This is a genomic window from Paraburkholderia sp. BR13444, from assembly GCF_040948755.1.
Taxonomy (GTDB): Bacteria; Pseudomonadota; Gammaproteobacteria; order Burkholderiales; family Burkholderiaceae; genus Paraburkholderia; species Paraburkholderia youngii.
This window is the reverse complement of sequence record NZ_JBFPKM010000001.1, coordinates 769,097-786,212: the sequence shown is the minus strand read 5'-3', so window position 1 is coordinate 786,212 and position 17,116 is coordinate 769,097. Positions and strand designations below refer to the sequence as shown.

Here is a 17,116-nt window from a genome sequence, read left to right as displayed (position 1 = left end):
GTCGCTGGTTGAGGCGCCGGGAAGCGCGCTCCCTGGAGATTTAGACTCGAATACGGGAGTGAACGATGACGAGGATGGACTGCGGCGACCTTCCACGCAATAAATTAAGCGCCTCAGGTGTCTGGCTGCGAAGAAACCAACGATCGCAAAACGTGAAGGTAAACCCGCAGAGCAAACATCCCGCCGCTGACTATCATACAAATGTCCTATCTCGACGATATTGACAATATGGATGCGTTCGCCATTCGGGTCGTCCTTGCCGATGACCACCCCGTCATGCTCAGCGGTATTTCGCATGAGCTCGCAGAGGTGAAGACAATCCAGCTGGTAGGGACAGCGAGGAATTCGACTGAGCTGATCGCGCTTCTAACGAGCACACAGTGCGACGTTCTCGTATCCGATTACGCAATGCCTGCGGGCGACTACGGTGACGGAATCGCGCTGTTCTCTCTCATCAAACGTCGCTATCCCGAGATCAAGATCGTCGTTCTAACCATGCTCGACAACCCGGCGGTGATACGTGCGCTCGTTACACAAGGTGTAACGTGCATCGTCAGCAAATCCGATGCTGGCGCCCACCTTATCCCCGCCGTTCATGCCGTCCATAGCGGCGGCAAATACTATTCGCCAACGATCAATCAGATCGTCCAGTCGATCGACTGGAACCGTCGGGGCAGGGGCTCATCGGACGTGCTGAGTCAGCGCGAGTCCGAAGTTGTGCGTCTTTTTGCATCCGGGCTGACTGTGAACGAGATTGCCGAGAAATTGAGTCGCAGCAAGAAAACCATCAGCACACAGAAATCGAAGGCGATGGAAAAACTCGGCATTGAACGCGAAGTCGATCTCTTTCGGTATGCGATGGAAAATGGACTGGTGACTTCATCGCAGAAGATGCCGGACGGTTCTTCCTCCACAGAATAAATGCAGTAAGCGATTCGCCCTTGCAAATAACATTGAGAAGGTAAAGCCGTGACGGGATGCTTGCATTCTTGCGGATTTGCATTCCGTCGTTGACCGGATAGTCGCACTGAAGAACGCATACGTGGCAAGTGCAGGTCCGCGATCCTGGCTCTCGAAGTGGCATAGGCGCGTCCGTCGTCACGCGTTACATGCGCCATCGGGACGAAAAACTACGCATTGCACGAAACATCTGGATTGAGTCACCGTCACTGCGCGGGAACATGGTCGCGACCGCACGCAGACTGCTCAAGACCGGGAACGTACGCCTGTCCTATTTTCTGATATTTCTCATTTATAAGACTAAGCCTATTACTGATCCGATGCGGCGTAGATAAAGTCTTGCCCGTTCATTGTCAATAGGACACGACACGAGAAGCGTGGAAATGCAACTTGAATTCCGCCCCTCACTTTTAATGGCGTCTCTAACGCCTCAAATTACATTGCGACTGAAGTCGACTATGACCACATCAAGAATTCGCGTAATACTCGCAGACGATCATCCAGTGATTCTCGAAGGCGTGCGATACGAACTCGAAAGAAGCAGCACGATCTCGGTTGTTGGCACGGCGAAAAATTCGACCGAACTGATGGCCGCGCTGACCAACTCGCCTTGCGACGTGGTTGTCTCGGACTACGTGATGCCCGGCGGACGTTATGGCGACGGACTGGCGCTTTTCGCTGCCATTCGCCAGCACTCTCCGAACGTGCGGGTGGTTGTGCTGAGCATGATGGAAAATCCGGCGGTTGTGCGGCTGCTGATGCAGGGAGGCCACTGCTGTATTTTCAGCAAGGCTGATCCGATCAGTAGCCTGACGATCGCGGTACATGCCGCCTACGCGAATGGTCGCTATCTGTCGCCGCGCGTGGCGGCGATCTCAGACACGATCAACCCGGGTGCGCGCGGCAACACGGCCGGAGCCCCATTGACGCGATGTGAACTGGAGGTCGTACGCCTGTTTGTTTCCGGGATGACTGTGACGGAAATTGGCGAGCTTTTGCGTCGCAGTAAAAAAACGATCAGTACGCAAAAGAGCTCGGCAATGCTCAAACTGAGTATCGAGCGAGACGCGGACCTGGTGCGTTATGGAATGGAAAGCGGCTTGGTGCCGTCCGCGGAGCCGGCCAATTCGTAGCAGAGCCCGACGCGTGAGTTTTTGGCCTCAGGCCTGAATCAGCGTGAGCGTGGCCCGGGTGCCGGCTTCCCTGGCGACGCTCCCGATGTTCGACTGCGCGACTGCTGCCGGTGAGGGCGCTCCATACCAGCAAACAATCTGTAGCGCGTGGTCCATTGTGATGGCTGCCCAAAGGCAACGCGTTCGCAAGTTGGGCTAGGTGAAAACGATGACGCTTCAAGGTCATGTTCCGATTGCGCCACCACCAGTTATGCATCAAAATCGATTTGAAATTCCACGATCCGCATCGTGGCATACAAGAAGATTTTGATACGAGGTAGGGTGAGTTGACTTGCTTGGCCGCCCGAGCCCCGAATGAGTGGAGACGCGCAATATGGAAGAACTGACCGCCCAGAATGTGGGCACGAGATCGAGCAGCAGCTGGTATCGCGGATGGTTTTTGCTGATCCTGGTGCTGATCTATGCGTCGAGCTTCGTCGATCGCATCATCGTCGCGGTTGTTGGTCAGGCCGTGAAGTTGGACATGGGCCTCAGTGATTATCAGGTCGGGCTGCTCGGCGGCCTCGCGTTTTCGATTTTCTATTCGGTGCTTGGTCTGCCGATTGCGCGTTTGGCTGACAAATTCAACCGTGTCGTGCTGATCTCGGTCTCGATCGTCGCCTGGTCGGCGATGACCGCGCTTTGCGGCACGGCAGGCAGCTTCTGGCAACTGATGCTGTATCGCCTTGGCGTGGGTATCGGCGAAGCCGGCAGCACGCCGACCTCGCACTCGCTGATCGCCGACGAGTTCGGTCCGCGCCGCCGGGCGAGCGCGCTCGCCGTCTATGCGCTGGGACCGCCGATCGGCGTGCTGGCCGGCGCGTTCGGAGGCGGCTGGCTCGTGGAGCATCTGGGCTGGCGTCCAGTGTTCTTTGTGGTGGGCCTGCCGGGGCTCGTGTTTGGCCTGCTGGCATGGCTGACACTGCGTGAGCCCAAGCGCGGCGGCGCCGATGGTGTCGCAGCAGGCACCAGCGCCAGTGCTCCGCCTCTGAGCGTGGTGTTCAAGCGGCTGACCTCGAGCCGCGCCTTCGTGCAGATGCTGCTCGGCACGGTGATCGGTGCGTTTGGCCAGTACGGTATCAACCTGTTCATCCCGATGTATTTCATCCGCGTCTACAGCATGAGCTTTGCCCAGGCCGGCGTGATTTTCGGTCTGGTGCTCGGCGTCGGCGGCATCATCGGCACTACGCTCGGCGGCGTGTGTGCGGACCGGGTCGGCGTCAACGATCGCCGCTGGTATGCGCGAATCCCGGCGCTGGGTACTGGACTTGGTTTCCCGCTGCTGGCACTAGCCTTCATCGCAGATCAGTGGCAGCTGAGCGTCGCGCTGCTGTTCATGGGCACGATCCTGCTGAACGTGTGGAACGGCCCGACCTTCGCGGTGGTGCAGAGCATCGTCGAGCCGCGCATGCGTGCTACCGCGTCGGCCATTGTGTTCCTGCTGATGAACCTGATCGGTCAGGGCCTCGGTACGCCGACGGTGGGTTTTCTCAGTGATCGTTTCGCATCGCACCTGTTCACCCAAGGTGATTTCCACGCGGTGTGTACCGTGCCGAAAGGGCCGCATGGTGCCGCGGCCGTGTTGCAGGCTCCATTTGCATCGGCATGTCACGACGCCTCGGCCAATGGTGTGCGCTACGCGATGCTGACGGCGAGTGTGGTGCTGATCTGGTCGGCCTTCCATTACCTCCGTGCGACGCGTCATCTGAAGAATTCGTAAGACCTGTTTGGCGAGCATTGTCCCGACGGCGCCGTATGCAAATACGGCGCCGTTTCCCATTATCGCTAGTCGGGAAACGCATATCTGGTATACCTCTGCGGTATCATAGGAATTCATGTTTTCTGCTAAACCTTTTATTCAGTCATTCTCGTTCGATGAGCCAGATCCCAAAAATAAGCCGGTCGGTTGAAATCAAGGCCCTTCTCGAAGCGGAAATCGAGCGAGGTGAGCTGGTCCCGGGCGCAACGTTGGACGAGCGAGCACTGGCGACGCGCTTCAATGTCTCGCGCACGCCGATCCGCGAGGCGCTTCAGCAGCTCGCCGCGCAGCGGTATGTACAGATCGTGCCGCGGCAGGGCGTATTCGTGAGCAAGATGTCGGTGCCGCAACTGCGTGACGTGCTTGAACTGCTCAGCGAGCTTGAGGTGGTGTCGGCCCGCCTCGCCGCGCGGCGAATGAACGACCAACAGCGAGCGGCGCTCCAAAAGGCGATCGACGAAGGCGTCGCCGCCTTGCAGGAAAACGATCCGCGCGGTTTCGCCCGCGCCAATGTGGCATTCCACGAAGTGCTCTGCAACGCCTGCCACAACGATTATCTGGCTGATCAGATTCGTTCCATCCGCCGCCTGATCTCGCGTTACCGGCCCAAGCCATTCCTCGCGCCGAGCCGCCGCGAGAAGGCCATCGCCGATCACAAGAAGCTCGCTCAGGCGTTGCTTTCCGGCGACGAAGCCGCCGCCGAAGCCGCCATGGCCGAGCACTCGCCGGGCTTTTCGGAGTTCCTCGCCACTTTGCCGGAAGAATACTTCGCGAGTGCGCCCACGCCTGGGCGTGACGGTGGTTCTTCCTCAACGGAACCGCCTTACGACGATCGTTGATGCGCCGTATTGGCGTCTTTCGGGATGGTCGAGTCCCGCTCCCCTGCCGTTCGTTGCCCCCTGGTTTTTTGAGCTGAGCTCCCTGGGGGCATTTCTTTTCGTTGCCAAACTGAACTGACGGCCAGACGCAATAGGTATACCTACACTCTGTTGTACGCATACATCGCTGCACCCCGCGATTTACGGCTTCCCATTCTGCAGTTCCCACCTTCATTCCGCCATCCCCTCCAACGCCCAATCTGGCAAGCCTTTGCGCGCTGCGTAGCCTGCTCGCAGGACCGGTGAGGGAAAACGATAGGTCGATATCCTAATTGTATTCTTGCGCGCTGCGACAGGTATGCATCAAAATCGAAATTAGTATTCCACGAATCGGTCAGTGGAATATTAAAGCCGATGGCGAGTGTAGCGGGCGGGGTTTGGTCACCGGAACCGGGATGGTTCGGGCTCCGGTGCGAAGTGACCAGCAAATTTCGTTTGATCTGAAAAAATGAGATAGGTGGAGACGTGGACATGAGGAAGAAACTATTGGCAGGGGCGATTGCAGCGCTGGCTTCGGTAGGTGTGCATGCACAAAGCAGCGTCACGCTGTACGGCATTATCGACAACGGCCTGACCTACGTGAACAACGTAAAAGGCAGCTCGCAGTTCAAGCTCGACGACGGCATCAATCAGGCGTCGCGCTGGGGTCTGCGTGGCGTCGAAGACCTGGGCGGCGGTCTGAAGGCAATCTTCACGCTCGAGAACGGTTTCTCGCTGAATACCGGTACGGCGAGTCACGGCGGCGCGCTGTTCGGCCGCCGCGCTTTTGTCGGTCTGACGAGCGACAGGTTCGGTACCCTGATTGCCGGTTACGACTACGACTTCATCTACGATTACATTTCGTACTACACGAACGTTGCCCAGTTCGCCCCGTCGTATGCGTTCCACGGTTCGTATGACGTCGACCGCCTGGCGGGTGAGCCGGTCAGCAACATGGTGCGCTATGAAACGCCGATCTGGCATGGCTTCGGTGCTGGCGTGATGTATGGTTTCAGCAATACGCCGGGACGTCTCGGCGGAACGTTCAACGGTGCCGCAAGCGTATTCAGTGCTGGCCTGAAGTACAGCCCGACCGGTTCGTTGAAGGCGCCGTACTCGTTGGCCGCAAGCTTTACCCGCACGCAAGGCGGTGCCGTCGGTGCAACTGGTGGACCGGGCGCAGGTACGATGGCGCAATACGCCCTACAGGCCGATGCGATTTACACGGCAGCGTTGGCTGGTCAAGTGCGTCTCGGTGATCGTTTCGCCTTGAACGGTGTCTACACGTACACGAGTGCGAATAGCCGGACGCTTGGCACCGTTGTGTCAAGCGGCTATGAAGCAGGCCTAACCTATGAGGCTTCGCCGTTTATGACATTCGGTGCTGGTTTTACCTATATGGATCAGCGTCGGCTCGGCAAATTCAATCTGTATAGCTTCGGTGCCGACTATCGCCTGTCCAAGCGTACGGACGTGTATGCCTTTGGCACCCTGCAGCATGCATTTGCTGGTCGCCAATTTGCTGACAACTTCCTGATCTCGACGCCGATGTCATACGGCGCCAGCGTCGGTACGAATGCAATCTTTGGGAACGGGCGTTCGAGCACCGCCAACCAGCTCGCCGTGCAAGTCGGTATTCGTCATCTGTTCTGACCGGTCGGGAATAAGCCGTACAGGTATGCATGGGGTTTCCCGGCATGCCATGCCTCGGACGCCACGCTTATGCGTGGCGTTTGCACGGCCTGCAGACCGGATCACGCCCGGTTGCCTCGTTGTGCATGTGCGAGAGCTTTCGCGCCAACAACGCAACACCTGGGTTGTGCTTCGTCAAGAAAGAAGGCCAGATACTCATTCACATGAGGTCTGGCCTTTCTATTCGAGCCATGCTGCCGCGTGAAGGGCAGCATGCTTGATGGCGGAGATCAGAGATCGGCAAACCTGCCGTTGCCGGCCGCGAGCTTTTCGAGCAGCGGCGCAGGCCTCCACCAGTAGCCGTACTCTTCGTACAGGCGCTTGATGTCCTGATAGACATTGGCGAGGCCGATCTGGTCGGCGTAGTACATCGGGCCGCCGAGCTTGGCTGGGAAGCCGTAGCCTGTGACGTACACGACGTCGATATCGCTCGCGCGCAGCGCGATACCCTGTTCAAGCAGCTTCGCGCCTTCGTTGATCATGCCGTACATGCAGCGCTTGATGATCTCTTCCTTCGGGATCGAACGGCGCGTGATACCCAGGCGTGCCGATTCCTCGACGATGTACTGCTCGATCTCCGGGTCGCGATGCGGCGTGCGGTCGCCCGCTTCATAGCGGTACCAGCCCTTGCCGTTCTTCTGCCCGAGGCGGCCCATCTCGACCAGTTTCATGATCAGGTCGTTCCAGCGGCGATCGTTCGGACGCGTGGCCATCTGTGCCTTGCGCGTCTGGTAACCGACATCGTTGCCGGCCATGTCGTGCACCGCGAAAATACCCATCGCATAGCCAAAATCCTTGAGCGCGGCATCGACTTCGTGCGGCAGCGCGCCGTCTTCGACGAGGAAGTGGGCTTCGCGATTGTAGTTGCGGAACAGCGCATTGCCGATGAAACCGGGGTACACGAGCGAGTACACCGCCACCTTGCCCATGCGGCGGCCGAGTTCCATCAGCGTGACGACCGCCTCGTCGGAGGTGTTGTCGGCGCGCACGACCTCGAGCAGACGCATCACGTGCGCCGGGCTGAAGAAGTGCGCGCCCACCACGTCCTGCGCGCGCGTCGTGACAGCCGCGATCTCGTTGATGTCGAGGCCCGACGTGTTGGTGGCGAGGATCGCGCCAGTCTTCGCGTGGCGATCGAGTTCGCGGAAGATGCCTTGCTTGAGGCCGAGATCTTCGAACACCGCCTCGATGACGATGTCCGCGTCCTTGACGTCGGCGATCGCGGTCGAGCCCGTGATCAGCGCGAGCCGGGCATCGCGCGTGGCGTCGTCCAGCTTGCCGCGCTTGATGCTCTGGTTATAGTTGTCGCTGATGCGTGCGAGGCCGCGCTGCAGACCTTCGTCGTTCGCGTCGATCAGCGTGACCGGGATGCCGGCCGCCACGAGCGCCATGGCGATACCGCCGCCCATTGTGCCCGCGCCGATCACGGCTGCGCGCCCGATCTCGCGCGGCTTGACACCGGCGGCAACCGGGATTTGCGCAGCGAGCTTTTCGGCGGCCTTCACATGGGCCAGTGCCGCAGCTTCCAGCGGCGTGAGTTCTGCGGGTGCATTCATCGTTGCTTTACTCCGGCTTGACGAGTTTGGCGTTTCCGTCCACGAAACTCTGCAGACGTGCGGCGGTTTCGGGAGAACGCATCATGTTCGAGCTCATGTACTCGAGGAACAGGCCGTCCTCATGCGAGAGATCGTTCACGCGCGGCAGCAGGTTGGTGATGCGCCAGTTGGTGTCGGGCACGTTCTGCGCGATTTTTGCGGCGATTTCCCTGGCTTTGTCGAGTGCGCCGCCGATCGGCGTCAGATAGGTGATGATGTGCTCGCGCTGGCCTTCCTCGGCGGTCAGCAGACGCCCCGTCAGCATCATGTCGGCCATGACGGTATAGCCGACCACACGCTGGATGCGCACCGTGCCGCCGCCGCCCACGAAAATGCCGCGCTGGCCTTCGGGAAGCCCGAAGAAGCATGAGTTGTCGCCGACGCGCACGTGTGCCGCCGTCGCGAGTTCGAGACCGCCGCCGACCACGGCGCCGTGCAGCGCCGCGACGAACGGAATAGGGCCGCGCGCGATCAGGTCGAACACTTCGTGCCACGAATGACGGCGGCGCTTCTTCGGCGGGACGGTCTGGCCGGTGGCGCGCGACAGCGCCTCGCGCAGGTCGAGACCAGCGGAGAAGTTGCCGCCATGGCCGTAGATCACGCCGCACATGGCTTCGTCGCCGGCGCGGTTGACGGCATCACGCAGTTGCGCAATCACTTCCTCGTTGATCGCGTTGCGCTTCTCGGGACGATTCAGCCCGATCAGCGCAACGGCGCCGTCGAGTTCATAGGTAACCTGGGTTTCGCTCATGCGGCGCTCCGTTGGATGTTTGTCTGGTGATGTTCAGGATGACCGGGCGACAGGTCATAGGTCGAGCACGAGGCGTTCGCTCTTGCAGCGCGACACGCACACCTGCATGACTTTCCCCCCCGCCTTGTCCGTATCGGAGAGGTAGGTGTCGCGATGCTCGATGTCGCCGCTCGCCACAGGGGTCGAGCACAGACCGCAGTAACCGGCACGGCAGTCGTACATGACGTCGACGCCGTTATCGAGCAGGGTGTCGAGCACCGACTTGTCGGCGGGCACGGTCAGCACCTTGCCCGAGGACTTGAGTTCGATTTCAAACGTCCTGTCGCCGTCCTGCGGTGCAACTTCGCTGAACAGTTCGTAATGCAGGTCGCACTCGTGCCAACCGCGCTGGCGTGCCGCCGCGAGCACCGCGTCGATCATGCCGGACGGCCCGCACACGTAGATCGGCTGGTTGACCTCGGCGCCGTCGAGCAGCGCGTCGATCGACAGGCGCGTCGCGTTGTCGTCGTCGGCGTGCAGCACGAGGCGCTTGCCCGCGACGGCACGCAGTTCTTCGACGAACGGCAGCGCATCGCGCGTGCGGCCCGAGAAGTGCAGCGAGTAGTCGCGGTTCTGCCTGCTCAGTTCCGCCGCCATAGCCGCCATCGGCGTGATGCCGATGCCGCCCGCGATCAGGATGACCGAGGGCGGTGCGGCGAGCGGGAAGTGGTTGACGGGTGCGCGCACCGTGAGTGTGGCGCCCGCCTGCAGCGTGTGCATGAAGCGCGAACCGCCGCGGCCTTCGTCCTCGCGCCGGACGCCGAGGCGGTAGGCACGCACACCCGCGCGCGTATCGACTTGCGGATCAGTGTTGATCAGCGAATACGAGCGCCATTGCGCGACGCCGCCATCGGCCGCAGGGATCTCAACCTGAATGTGTGCGCCCGGCTCGTAGCCGGGCAGCAGCGCATCGTCCTCAGCTTCGAGCGTGAGGGACTTGATCAGCGAGGTCGGCGCGCTGACTGACGCGACACGCAGTTTGAGAGTAGGCGCGAGCATGGTGGTCTTTCCGTGGATATTGCATCGGTCTCACCGCGCGGGAACGCCGCGCGGTTTTACTGCAGGGTTTTATTTCGCGGTGCTACTTCGAATCCGCAAGCGAGCGCCAATCGGCGCCGGCCTGAATCACGCCGCCGACCGAGACGGCCTTCGAGTAATCGAGTTCCGGGCTCTCGGCGAGGGTCGGCGTCTTGCCGGCCATGAACTCGCGCGCAGCCTTCAGCAGCAATGCGCGCACGCGCAGCACGGCGCCGTCGGCCGAGCACAGCTGTTCCTGGGTGCGGTCGTAGATCGCGCCCTGGCCGAGGAACATCGCGAAGTCTTCCGTGCCGAGGTGCTGGTAGAAGCCCGTCGCGTGGCCGCGCTTCATGAGGTCGCGGTTCTGGCCGAACGATTCCTCGCGCGTGCCCGGCGGCAGTGGCGGGAAATTCCAGACGTCCGGCGTGGCCGACATGATCGTCATGCCGAGCGGGCGGTGCGGGTTGTACTGCACGAACCAGGCACGGTGCGTCACGTCGTCCACCGGGGTCGAGAAAAACACCGTGGTCGGGCCTTTCGCATCAGGCGGGCAGATGATGCCGTACCACGGCATCACGAAGTTGTTCACGCGTGCGTAGACCTTCTCGTCAGGCATGTCGCGCAGCGCGGCATAGCGATAACCATACGGACGATCTTCGAACTCGAAGCGCGGCGCGAGCGCCTTCGACATGAGCATGCGTTCGTTTCCGCCGCCCGCGGTGATCTGCGTGGTCGATTCGTGCAGTACGCCGACGTGCGACGAATCCATCGAGGCTTCGACGGCCTGCACCCAGTTGGTCGGCACTTCGACGCTCGTCACCGAGCGGTGTTCGGGCGGCAGATCCATGAACGGCAGCTCGGGGAACACCGGTGACGTGTCGCCCTTGCCGAGCCACACCCACACGAGGCCGCCTCGCTCTTGAACCCGGTACTGGCCGGTCTTCACGCGCTTGCAGAACTGCGCCTGATCCCCGACCTGGTTCGGCGCTTCGACGACGGCACCGGTCGCATCGATCTTCCAGCCGTGGAAGATGCAGCGCAGGCCGTTGTCCTCGTTGCGTGCCATCATCAGCGACGTGCGGCGATGCGGGCACAGTTCGTCCACCACGCCGACGTGGCCGTCAGTCGCGCGGAACGCCACGTAGTTCGTGCCGAGCAAGCGCACCAGCACCGGTGCGCCGTCGGCTTCGAGCTTCGCCGACGGCACGGCCGGAATCCAGTAGTGCTGGCGGATCATGTCGCCCATCGGCGCGCCGTTCTCGACGCGCGTCAGCAGCTCATTGTCCTCACGAGTCATTGCCATGATCTCTCCTCTGCGGGCTTCGCGGTTTGCGCGTCAGTCCTTGTAGTGGCGGAAGGCACGCGTGTAGACGCGCGTGCAGTTGCATTCGAAGATGTTCTTGCGCTGCTCGTCGGTCAGCCACTCGATGCTTTCGATCACCGGCTTCATGTCGTCGTAGTCACGGCCCGAGATCGGATCGCGCGCGCTGCCCGTGCCCGGTTTTTCGGTGCCGAACATCACGTTGTCGGTGCCGGCGACCTTCAGCAGCAGTTCGATCGAATCCTTCGAGTAGTTGCAGGTGTCGAAGTAGAGCTTCCTGAGCTGCTCGTCGAAGGTTTGCGGGCTGTTGCGGCGTGCGGCCCACGAACGGAAGCGGCCCATCTGGTAGGGGATTGCGCCGCCGCCGTGCGCGACGATGATCTTCAGGTTCGGATACTTCTCGAACACCGTCGATTCGAGCAGCGAGATCACGGCGATGTTCTCTTCGTTGATGAACTTCAGCGTGTACGACTCGCGCGGGTTGCAGCTGCCTGCGGAGTGGATCAGCGCCGGCACGTCGAGTTCGGTCATCGCGTCATAGAGGGGGTACCAGAACGGATCGCCGAGACCGGCCGGCGCCGGGCCGTGGCCTTCGGTCGGGTCCGGGTTCAGCAGCGTGCCGACGAAGCCGAGTTCGTTCACACAGCGCTTGAGCTCGGCCACGCAATGCTCCGCCGGCGAGTCGTTCATGGACTGCGGCAGGCCGGCCACGCCACGGAAGCGGTCAGGGAACATGTCGACGAAACGCTTGATCAGATCGTTGCAGTGGCGCGTCCACAGCTGCGTCACCCGCGCGGGCTTGATTGAGTGCATCTGCAGGTAGGGGCGCGGCGAAATGAACTGGATGTCGGTGCCGACCGAATCCATGCTGCGCACGAGTTCCTCGGCCTGCTTGCGCACGGCTTCGTCGGGGATGTTCGGCGCGCTCGACGGGTTCGCGCGTCCACCGACCAGTTCGGCCATGTAGCGAAAACTTTGCGGGGGCATGACGACGTGGGCGTGGGAATCGATGATCATGGATGAGCCTCGGTTGGGTTCGGAGTGTTCAGCAAAAGACTGCGATGACTTGGGTACGGCGCGCTTTTGCAGCGCTCAAGCGACTACCGCAAGGGTTTCGAGCTGGATGACCATGCCGTGCTGGAGGTCGTGCACGGTCACATGGCGTGCCGGGCGATGCGCGGCATCGGGCCAGAAGGCCAGCCAGTGCGGGTCGATGTGTGCGCGCACCGAGTCGTCCTTGACGTAGACGGCGAGCTTCACCACCTGGTCCAGCGTGGCGCCGCCCGCGTCGAGGAAGCGCTTGAGGTTTTCGAAGGCGAGGCGAACCTGGTCGGCCGGCGTCTCGGCGAGCTTGCCGGTGCCGGGATCCTTGCCCGCAATCGCCGACGAGCACAGCAGGTTGCCGGCGCGCGCACCGAGCGGGATCGGCACCTTGTGCCCGAGGCCGGGAACGTCGATGGATTGGGGCATGTCTCCTCCGTGTCTAGTCGTGTTGGAGGGCGCGTGTCAGTCCGCGCCCAAATCGAAGAAATGGCGCGGCACCGCCGCGAGGAACTCCGAGAAACCGGTGGTGCCGGCCGGCACGTGTTTCATCATGGCTTCGGCGGCTTTGGTTTCGTCGCCGCTCTGGATCGCACGCGCGATGCCGAAGTGCTCTTGCAGCGAACGCGCGATCTGGCCGCGGCTGCGCAGGTCGGACATGCGATAGCGCGCCGAGCGGCGGCGCGCCGTGCGGATCTGCTCGGCCAGGTATTGGTTGCGGCTGCCTTCGTAGATCAGCTCGTGGAACCGCGCGTTGGCGATCGCGTACTGGTCGGCGTCGTCTTCCACGGCTGCTTGCTGGCATGCCAGAAGCGCATGATCCAGTTGCTCGCGCAGTTCGTCACTCGCACGGCGCGCGGCGAAACGCGCGCACAGTGTCTCGAGCTCGCCGATGTATTCGAGCATGGCGCGCACCTTGCCAATCGACAGGCGGGCCACCGTAATGCCCTGGCGCGGAGAGATCACGACCAGATCGCGCGCGGCCAGATGTTGCAGCGCCTCGCGAACCGGCGTGCGCGACACATTGAAGCGCGTCGCGAGTGCACGCTCGTCGACCAACATGCCCGGTGCGAGCTTGCCCTGTTCGATTTCGGCCTGCAGGGTCGCCCGAATCTCGCTCGCGAGACTGGCCCTACCGCGGGCGGGCGGCTCGGGCGCTTCGCCCGCCGCGCCGCTACGCTCAAGAGTGGGGTCTGCTGCAAGTTTCATTGAGTTGCGATGCTCGGTATGTTGGAAATTGCGAGAAATATACCAACACAAGCTTGTGGCATGCAACACGGGGTTTGCCCCGGCGTGTCCCAGTCGTCCCTTGGCAATCATCGGTGCTGGCCATAAAGTCCTTGTGTTTCAACGGGATGCGTCGATCCGGTGGACGCATTCCGCCGCCGCCTAGGGAAAGTACCAGGGTGGGTTTTGAGTGTCTGGTGTATTGAGAAGGCGGCTCTGGTATGCCAGAATGCACCACATCACAGCCGATTCTGGTATGCCAGATCTGCATTCATTCAACATCACAGGTCAGATCAGATGAGCAAGAGCCTTATAGATGTCGCAGGCGTGCACCCTGTCGAGCGTGTGCTCAAGCCGAAGTCGATCGCGATCGTCGGTGCATCCGCCGATCCGCGCGCTTTCGGTCATTTCGTGTTGCAGAACCTCGAGCGCTTCGGATATGCGGGCGATATCCATCTCGTGTCGCGCAGCAGCCAGGAAATCAATGGTCGCGCCTGTATCAGCAGCGTCGAGGCGCTGCCGCAAGGTATCGATCTGGCCGTGCTGTGCATTCCGGAGTTGGGCGTGCTCGACACGGTGCGCACGCTCGGCACGCTGAAGGCCGGCGCTGCCGTGATCTTTGCGTCGGGTTATGCCGAGGCGGGCGACGAAGGCCGCGCGAAGCAGGAAGAGCTGGCGCGTGTGGCAGCCGATGGCGGCGTGGCGCTGATCGGCCCGAACTGCATGGGTTTCACGAACTTCGAGGCCGGCGTGCCGGTGACCTTCGAAGCCGTGGCGCCGTACCCGAGTGGCGGCCGCCGTGGCGTGGGCGTGGTGGCGCAAAGCGGCGCGATGGCTGCGAACCTGCGCGACGCGTTCATCGGCCGTGGCCAACCGATGACGGCAACCGTTTCGACCGGTAACGAAGCCACCCTCGGTATCGAAGACTACCTGGCCTGGTTCATCGCCGATCCGCAGACGAGCGCAATCGCGGTCTACGCCGAGCAGATCCGTCGTCCGCAGACCTTTCTGCTGCTCGCCCGCGAAGCACGCGCCGCAGGCAAGCCGATCGTGATGCTGATGCCGGGCAAGAGCGCCCGCGCCCGTGAGGCGGCGCAGTCTCACACAGGCGCACTGGCAGGCGATCACGCGACGGCGAGTGTCCTGCTGCAGCGCGAAGGCGTGGTGGTCGTCGATTCGCTCGACGAACTGTTCGATACGACGACGATCCTGGCCCGCTTCCCGGTGCCCCCGGCGGCCGGTACGGCCGTGATGACGGCCTCGGGCGCGGTCAAGAACATCACGCTCGATTTCGCCGAGGACATCGGCCTGACGCTGCCACGCCTGACCGACGCAACCGTCAGGAAGCTGACTGAACTGCTGCCCGACTACGCCGTGGCCGACAACCCGCTCGACTACACGACGATCGGCGTACGCAACCCGGGCCTGATAGGCGAACTGATCGATACGGTGCTGACCGATCCGAACATCGGTTCGCTCATGCTCGCGATCATGGGCGGTCCGTCGATCGCTCAGCGCGACAAGGCCGATTACCTCGTGCCGGCGCTGGCGCGTGCAACGAAGCCCGCCGTGCTCGCGGTAATGGGCGATAACAACCAGCTTGAAGAATTCTTCACGGAAGCGATCGCCGCGAGCGGCGTGCCGTTCTTCCGCTCACCGGATCGTGCGCTGCGTGCTTGCGCCCGCGTGGCTGCATATGGTGAATCGCTAGCGCGCGCCGAGCGTGCCAGGACCGAAGCGCCGAAGGTGATCCCGCTGCCGGGCGCCGTGCCGCCCAACGGCATCTTCGCCGAATACCAGGGCAAGGGCTGGCTTGCCGCGGCCGGTCTGCCCGTGCCGAAGGGAGGTCTCGCGAAGTCGCTCGACGAAGCGCTCGAGATCGCCGATGAAATCGGCTACCCGGTCGTGCTGAAGGCCCAGGCAAGCGAACTGCCGCACAAGAGCGACGTCGGCGGCGTGGCGGTCGGCCTCGCTGATGCCACCGCGCTGCGCGCCGGCTGGGACAAGCTGCATGCGAGCGTGAAGTCGCATCGTCCGGAACTCGTGCTCGACGGCGCGCTGGTCGAAGCGATGGGCCCGCGCGGTCTGGAACTGGTCGTGGGTGCGAAACGCGACGCGGATTGGGGGCCGGTCGTGCTCGTGGGACTCGGCGGTATTTTCATTGAGGTGCTCAAGGATGTGCGTCTCGTGCCGGCCGACCTGTCGGAAGACGACATCGTGGTCGAGCTGGGCCGACTGAAGGGTGCCGCGATGCTCGAAGGCGTGCGCGGCGCGGCAGGCGTCGACGTGCGTGCGGTCGCGAAGGCCGTGGCGGCGATTGCTGACCAGATGCGCGCGAACCCCGACATCACCGAAATCGACGTCAACCCGCTGGTGGCCTACCCGGACCGTGTGCTCGCGCTCGACGCGCTCGTCGTGTGCGGCGCTCAGGGCGCCTCGACCCATCACTGAGCCCTGGATCTGAGGAGACACATCGAATGAAACTGGAATTCTCCGCCGAGGACCAGGCATTTCGCAGCGAAGTGCGCGAGTTCGTGAAGAACAATCTGTCACCGCGTCTGAAGCGCAAGGCCGAGCTCGGCCTGCGCATCGAGCGCGAGGATTATGTCGAGTGGTACACGTTGCTGTACGAGAAGGGCTGGATCGCGCCGTCGTGGAAGAAAGAACATGGTGGACCGGGCTGGACGCACGTGCAGCGCTACATCTTCGACGAAGAAACGCTGCTGGGCGGCGCGCCTCGGATCGTGGCGAGCGGCATCAACATGCTCGGTCCGGTGCTCAACGAATTTGGCACACCCGAGCAAAAAGCGAAGTACATCCCGAAGATCCTGCGCAGCGAAACCTGGTGGGCGCAGGGCTTCTCGGAGCCGGGCGCGGGCTCGGACCTCGCGGCGGTGCGCACCACGGCCGTGCTTGCCACGGACGATGAAGGCGAGCACTTCATCGTCAACGGCCACAAGGTCTGGACCTCGTACGCTCACTGGTGCGACATGATGTTCGCGCTCGTGCGGACCGATCCGAGCGCGAAGCCCCAGGAAGGCATCTCGTTTCTGCTGATCGACATGCATGCGCCGGGCGTCCAGGTTCGCCCGATCAAGATGCTCGAAGGCGGTACCGACCTCAACGAGGTCTACCTCGACAATGTGCGTGTGCCAAAGGAAAACCTCGTCGGCGAACTGAACAAGGGATGGACCTACGGCAAGTTTCTGCTCGGCCATGAGCGCACCGGTATCGCTGGCATCGGCTCGTGCAAGCAGCAGCTGGCCCGAGCCAGGTATCTCGCGAAGCGGATGGGCCTCGAAGACGATCCGCTGCTCCAGTCGCGCATCAGCCGTTTCGAAGTCGAGCTGATGGCGCTCGAATTCACGGGCCTGCGCATGCTGAGCGCGAATCAGTCGAGCCGCGTGCCTACGGTTGAGGCGCCGATGCTCAAGGTTCGCGGCACGGAGCTGCGTCAGGGCATCTACGCACTGCTGACAGAAATCGCCGGTCCTTTTGCAGTGCCGTTCGACGAGCAGGCCATGCTCGATGCAGCCGGCTACGACGGCCCGAGCCCGGACGAACTGATCGCGGTCGCGGCGAACTACTTCGACGCTCGCAAAGCGTCGATCTACGGCGGGACCAACGAAGTGCAGCGCAATCTGATTAGCCGCGCGTTCTTCAATGCTTGAGGCGGAATACGAAC

General features: G+C 62.2%; 14 protein-coding genes. 7 read left to right on the top strand and 7 right to left on the bottom strand.

Annotated features, from left to right (window positions below):
* The first annotated feature begins 201 nt into the window (after positions 1-201).
* The 5 genes from AB3X95_RS03480 to AB3X95_RS03460 all read left to right on the top strand — a co-directional run bounded on the left by AB3X95_RS03480 (position 202) and on the right by AB3X95_RS03460 (position 6,401).
* Complete coding sequence (locus tag AB3X95_RS03480) at positions 202-921, top strand: response regulator (RefSeq protein ID WP_368620676.1); 720 nt, start codon at positions 202-204, stop codon at positions 919-921.
* A 497-nt stretch (positions 922-1,418) separates the two neighbouring features.
* Positions 1,419-2,093 (top strand): response regulator, encoded by a 675-nt coding sequence (locus tag AB3X95_RS03475; protein WP_368620775.1) that lies wholly within the window; start codon positions 1,419-1,421, stop codon positions 2,091-2,093.
* Between the two features lie 373 nt (positions 2,094-2,466).
* A complete protein-coding gene (locus tag AB3X95_RS03470) occupies positions 2,467-3,852 on the top strand; it encodes a spinster family MFS transporter (RefSeq protein ID WP_368620675.1) in 1,386 nt (461 codons plus the stop codon).
* A 155-nt stretch (positions 3,853-4,007) separates the two neighbouring features.
* Positions 4,008-4,730: a GntR family transcriptional regulator gene (locus AB3X95_RS03465; RefSeq protein WP_176369315.1), complete on the top strand. Its 723-nt coding sequence runs from the start codon at positions 4,008-4,010 to the stop codon at positions 4,728-4,730.
* Positions 4,731-5,240: 510 nt separating this feature from the next.
* On the top strand, positions 5,241-6,401 hold the full coding sequence (locus tag AB3X95_RS03460) for a porin (RefSeq protein ID WP_368620674.1): 1,161 nt from the start codon (positions 5,241-5,243) through the stop codon (positions 6,399-6,401).
* A 269-nt stretch (positions 6,402-6,670) separates the two neighbouring features.
* Here the strand turns inward: AB3X95_RS03460 and AB3X95_RS03455 are convergent, their stop codons facing one another.
* From AB3X95_RS03455 to AB3X95_RS03425, 7 genes are all read right to left on the bottom strand, one after another.
* Positions 6,671-7,996 (bottom strand): 3-hydroxyacyl-CoA dehydrogenase NAD-binding domain-containing protein, encoded by a 1,326-nt coding sequence (locus tag AB3X95_RS03455; protein WP_368620673.1) that lies wholly within the window; start codon positions 7,994-7,996, stop codon positions 6,671-6,673.
* Between the two features lie 7 nt (positions 7,997-8,003).
* Entirely contained in the window at positions 8,004-8,786 is a 783-nt protein-coding gene (locus AB3X95_RS03450; RefSeq protein ID WP_176369318.1) for a crotonase/enoyl-CoA hydratase family protein, read from the bottom strand.
* A gap of 54 nt (positions 8,787-8,840) precedes the next feature.
* Positions 8,841-9,824, bottom strand: a complete 984-nt coding sequence (locus tag AB3X95_RS03445) for a 2Fe-2S iron-sulfur cluster-binding protein (protein WP_368620672.1) — start codon at positions 9,822-9,824, stop codon at positions 8,841-8,843.
* 82 nt (positions 9,825-9,906) lie between these two features.
* A complete protein-coding gene (locus AB3X95_RS03440) occupies positions 9,907-11,145 on the bottom strand; it encodes an aromatic ring-hydroxylating dioxygenase subunit alpha (protein ID WP_176108463.1) in 1,239 nt (412 codons plus the stop codon).
* Positions 11,146-11,178: 33 nt separating this feature from the next.
* Positions 11,179-12,180 (bottom strand): amidohydrolase family protein, encoded by a 1,002-nt coding sequence (locus tag AB3X95_RS03435; protein ID WP_176108464.1) that lies wholly within the window; start codon positions 12,178-12,180, stop codon positions 11,179-11,181.
* Between the two features lie 75 nt (positions 12,181-12,255).
* Positions 12,256-12,633, bottom strand: coding sequence for a RidA family protein (locus AB3X95_RS03430; protein WP_368620671.1), 378 nt, complete (start codon positions 12,631-12,633; stop codon positions 12,256-12,258).
* A gap of 36 nt (positions 12,634-12,669) precedes the next feature.
* Positions 12,670-13,524, bottom strand: coding sequence for a GntR family transcriptional regulator (locus AB3X95_RS03425; RefSeq protein ID WP_368620670.1), 855 nt, complete (start codon positions 13,522-13,524; stop codon positions 12,670-12,672).
* 204 nt (positions 13,525-13,728) lie between these two features.
* Here AB3X95_RS03425 and AB3X95_RS03420 point away from each other — a divergent pair, with 204 nt between their 5' ends.
* Positions 13,729-15,882, top strand: a complete 2,154-nt coding sequence (locus AB3X95_RS03420; protein WP_368620669.1) for an acetate--CoA ligase family protein — start codon at positions 13,729-13,731, stop codon at positions 15,880-15,882.
* A gap of 26 nt (positions 15,883-15,908) precedes the next feature.
* Entirely contained in the window at positions 15,909-17,102 is a 1,194-nt protein-coding gene (locus AB3X95_RS03415) for an acyl-CoA dehydrogenase family protein (RefSeq protein ID WP_176377694.1), read from the top strand.
* Positions 17,103-17,116 lie beyond the last annotated feature (14 nt).

Excerpts from the sequence above, each read along its gene's own strand:
- AB3X95_RS03435 (WP_176108464.1), bottom strand. The coding sequence starts at position 12,180 with ATGATCATCGATTCCCACGCCCACGTCGTCATGCCCCCGCAAAGTTTT.
- AB3X95_RS03465 (WP_176369315.1), top strand. The coding sequence starts at position 4,008 with ATGAGCCAGATCCCAAAAATAAGCCGGTCGGTTGAAATCAAGGCCCTT.
- AB3X95_RS03420 (WP_368620669.1), top strand. The coding sequence starts at position 13,729 with ATGAGCAAGAGCCTTATAGATGTCGCAGGCGTGCACCCTGTCGAGCGT.
- AB3X95_RS03470 (WP_368620675.1), top strand. The coding sequence starts at position 2,467 with ATGGAAGAACTGACCGCCCAGAATGTGGGCACGAGATCGAGCAGCAGC.
- AB3X95_RS03475 (WP_368620775.1), top strand. The coding sequence starts at position 1,419 with ATGACCACATCAAGAATTCGCGTAATACTCGCAGACGATCATCCAGTG.
- AB3X95_RS03440 (WP_176108463.1), bottom strand. The coding sequence starts at position 11,145 with ATGGCAATGACTCGTGAGGACAATGAGCTGCTGACGCGCGTCGAGAAC.
- AB3X95_RS03430 (WP_368620671.1), bottom strand. The coding sequence starts at position 12,633 with ATGCCCCAATCCATCGACGTTCCCGGCCTCGGGCACAAGGTGCCGATC.
- AB3X95_RS03445 (WP_368620672.1), bottom strand. The coding sequence starts at position 9,824 with ATGCTCGCGCCTACTCTCAAACTGCGTGTCGCGTCAGTCAGCGCGCCG.
- AB3X95_RS03455 (WP_368620673.1), bottom strand. The coding sequence starts at position 7,996 with ATGAATGCACCCGCAGAACTCACGCCGCTGGAAGCTGCGGCACTGGCC.
- AB3X95_RS03480 (WP_368620676.1), top strand. The coding sequence starts at position 202 with ATGTCCTATCTCGACGATATTGACAATATGGATGCGTTCGCCATTCGG.
- AB3X95_RS03450 (WP_176369318.1), bottom strand. The coding sequence starts at position 8,786 with ATGAGCGAAACCCAGGTTACCTATGAACTCGACGGCGCCGTTGCGCTG.
- AB3X95_RS03425 (WP_368620670.1), bottom strand. The coding sequence starts at position 13,524 with ATGATTGCCAAGGGACGACTGGGACACGCCGGGGCAAACCCCGTGTTG.
- AB3X95_RS03415 (WP_176377694.1), top strand. The coding sequence starts at position 15,909 with ATGAAACTGGAATTCTCCGCCGAGGACCAGGCATTTCGCAGCGAAGTG.
- AB3X95_RS03460 (WP_368620674.1), top strand. The coding sequence starts at position 5,241 with ATGAGGAAGAAACTATTGGCAGGGGCGATTGCAGCGCTGGCTTCGGTA.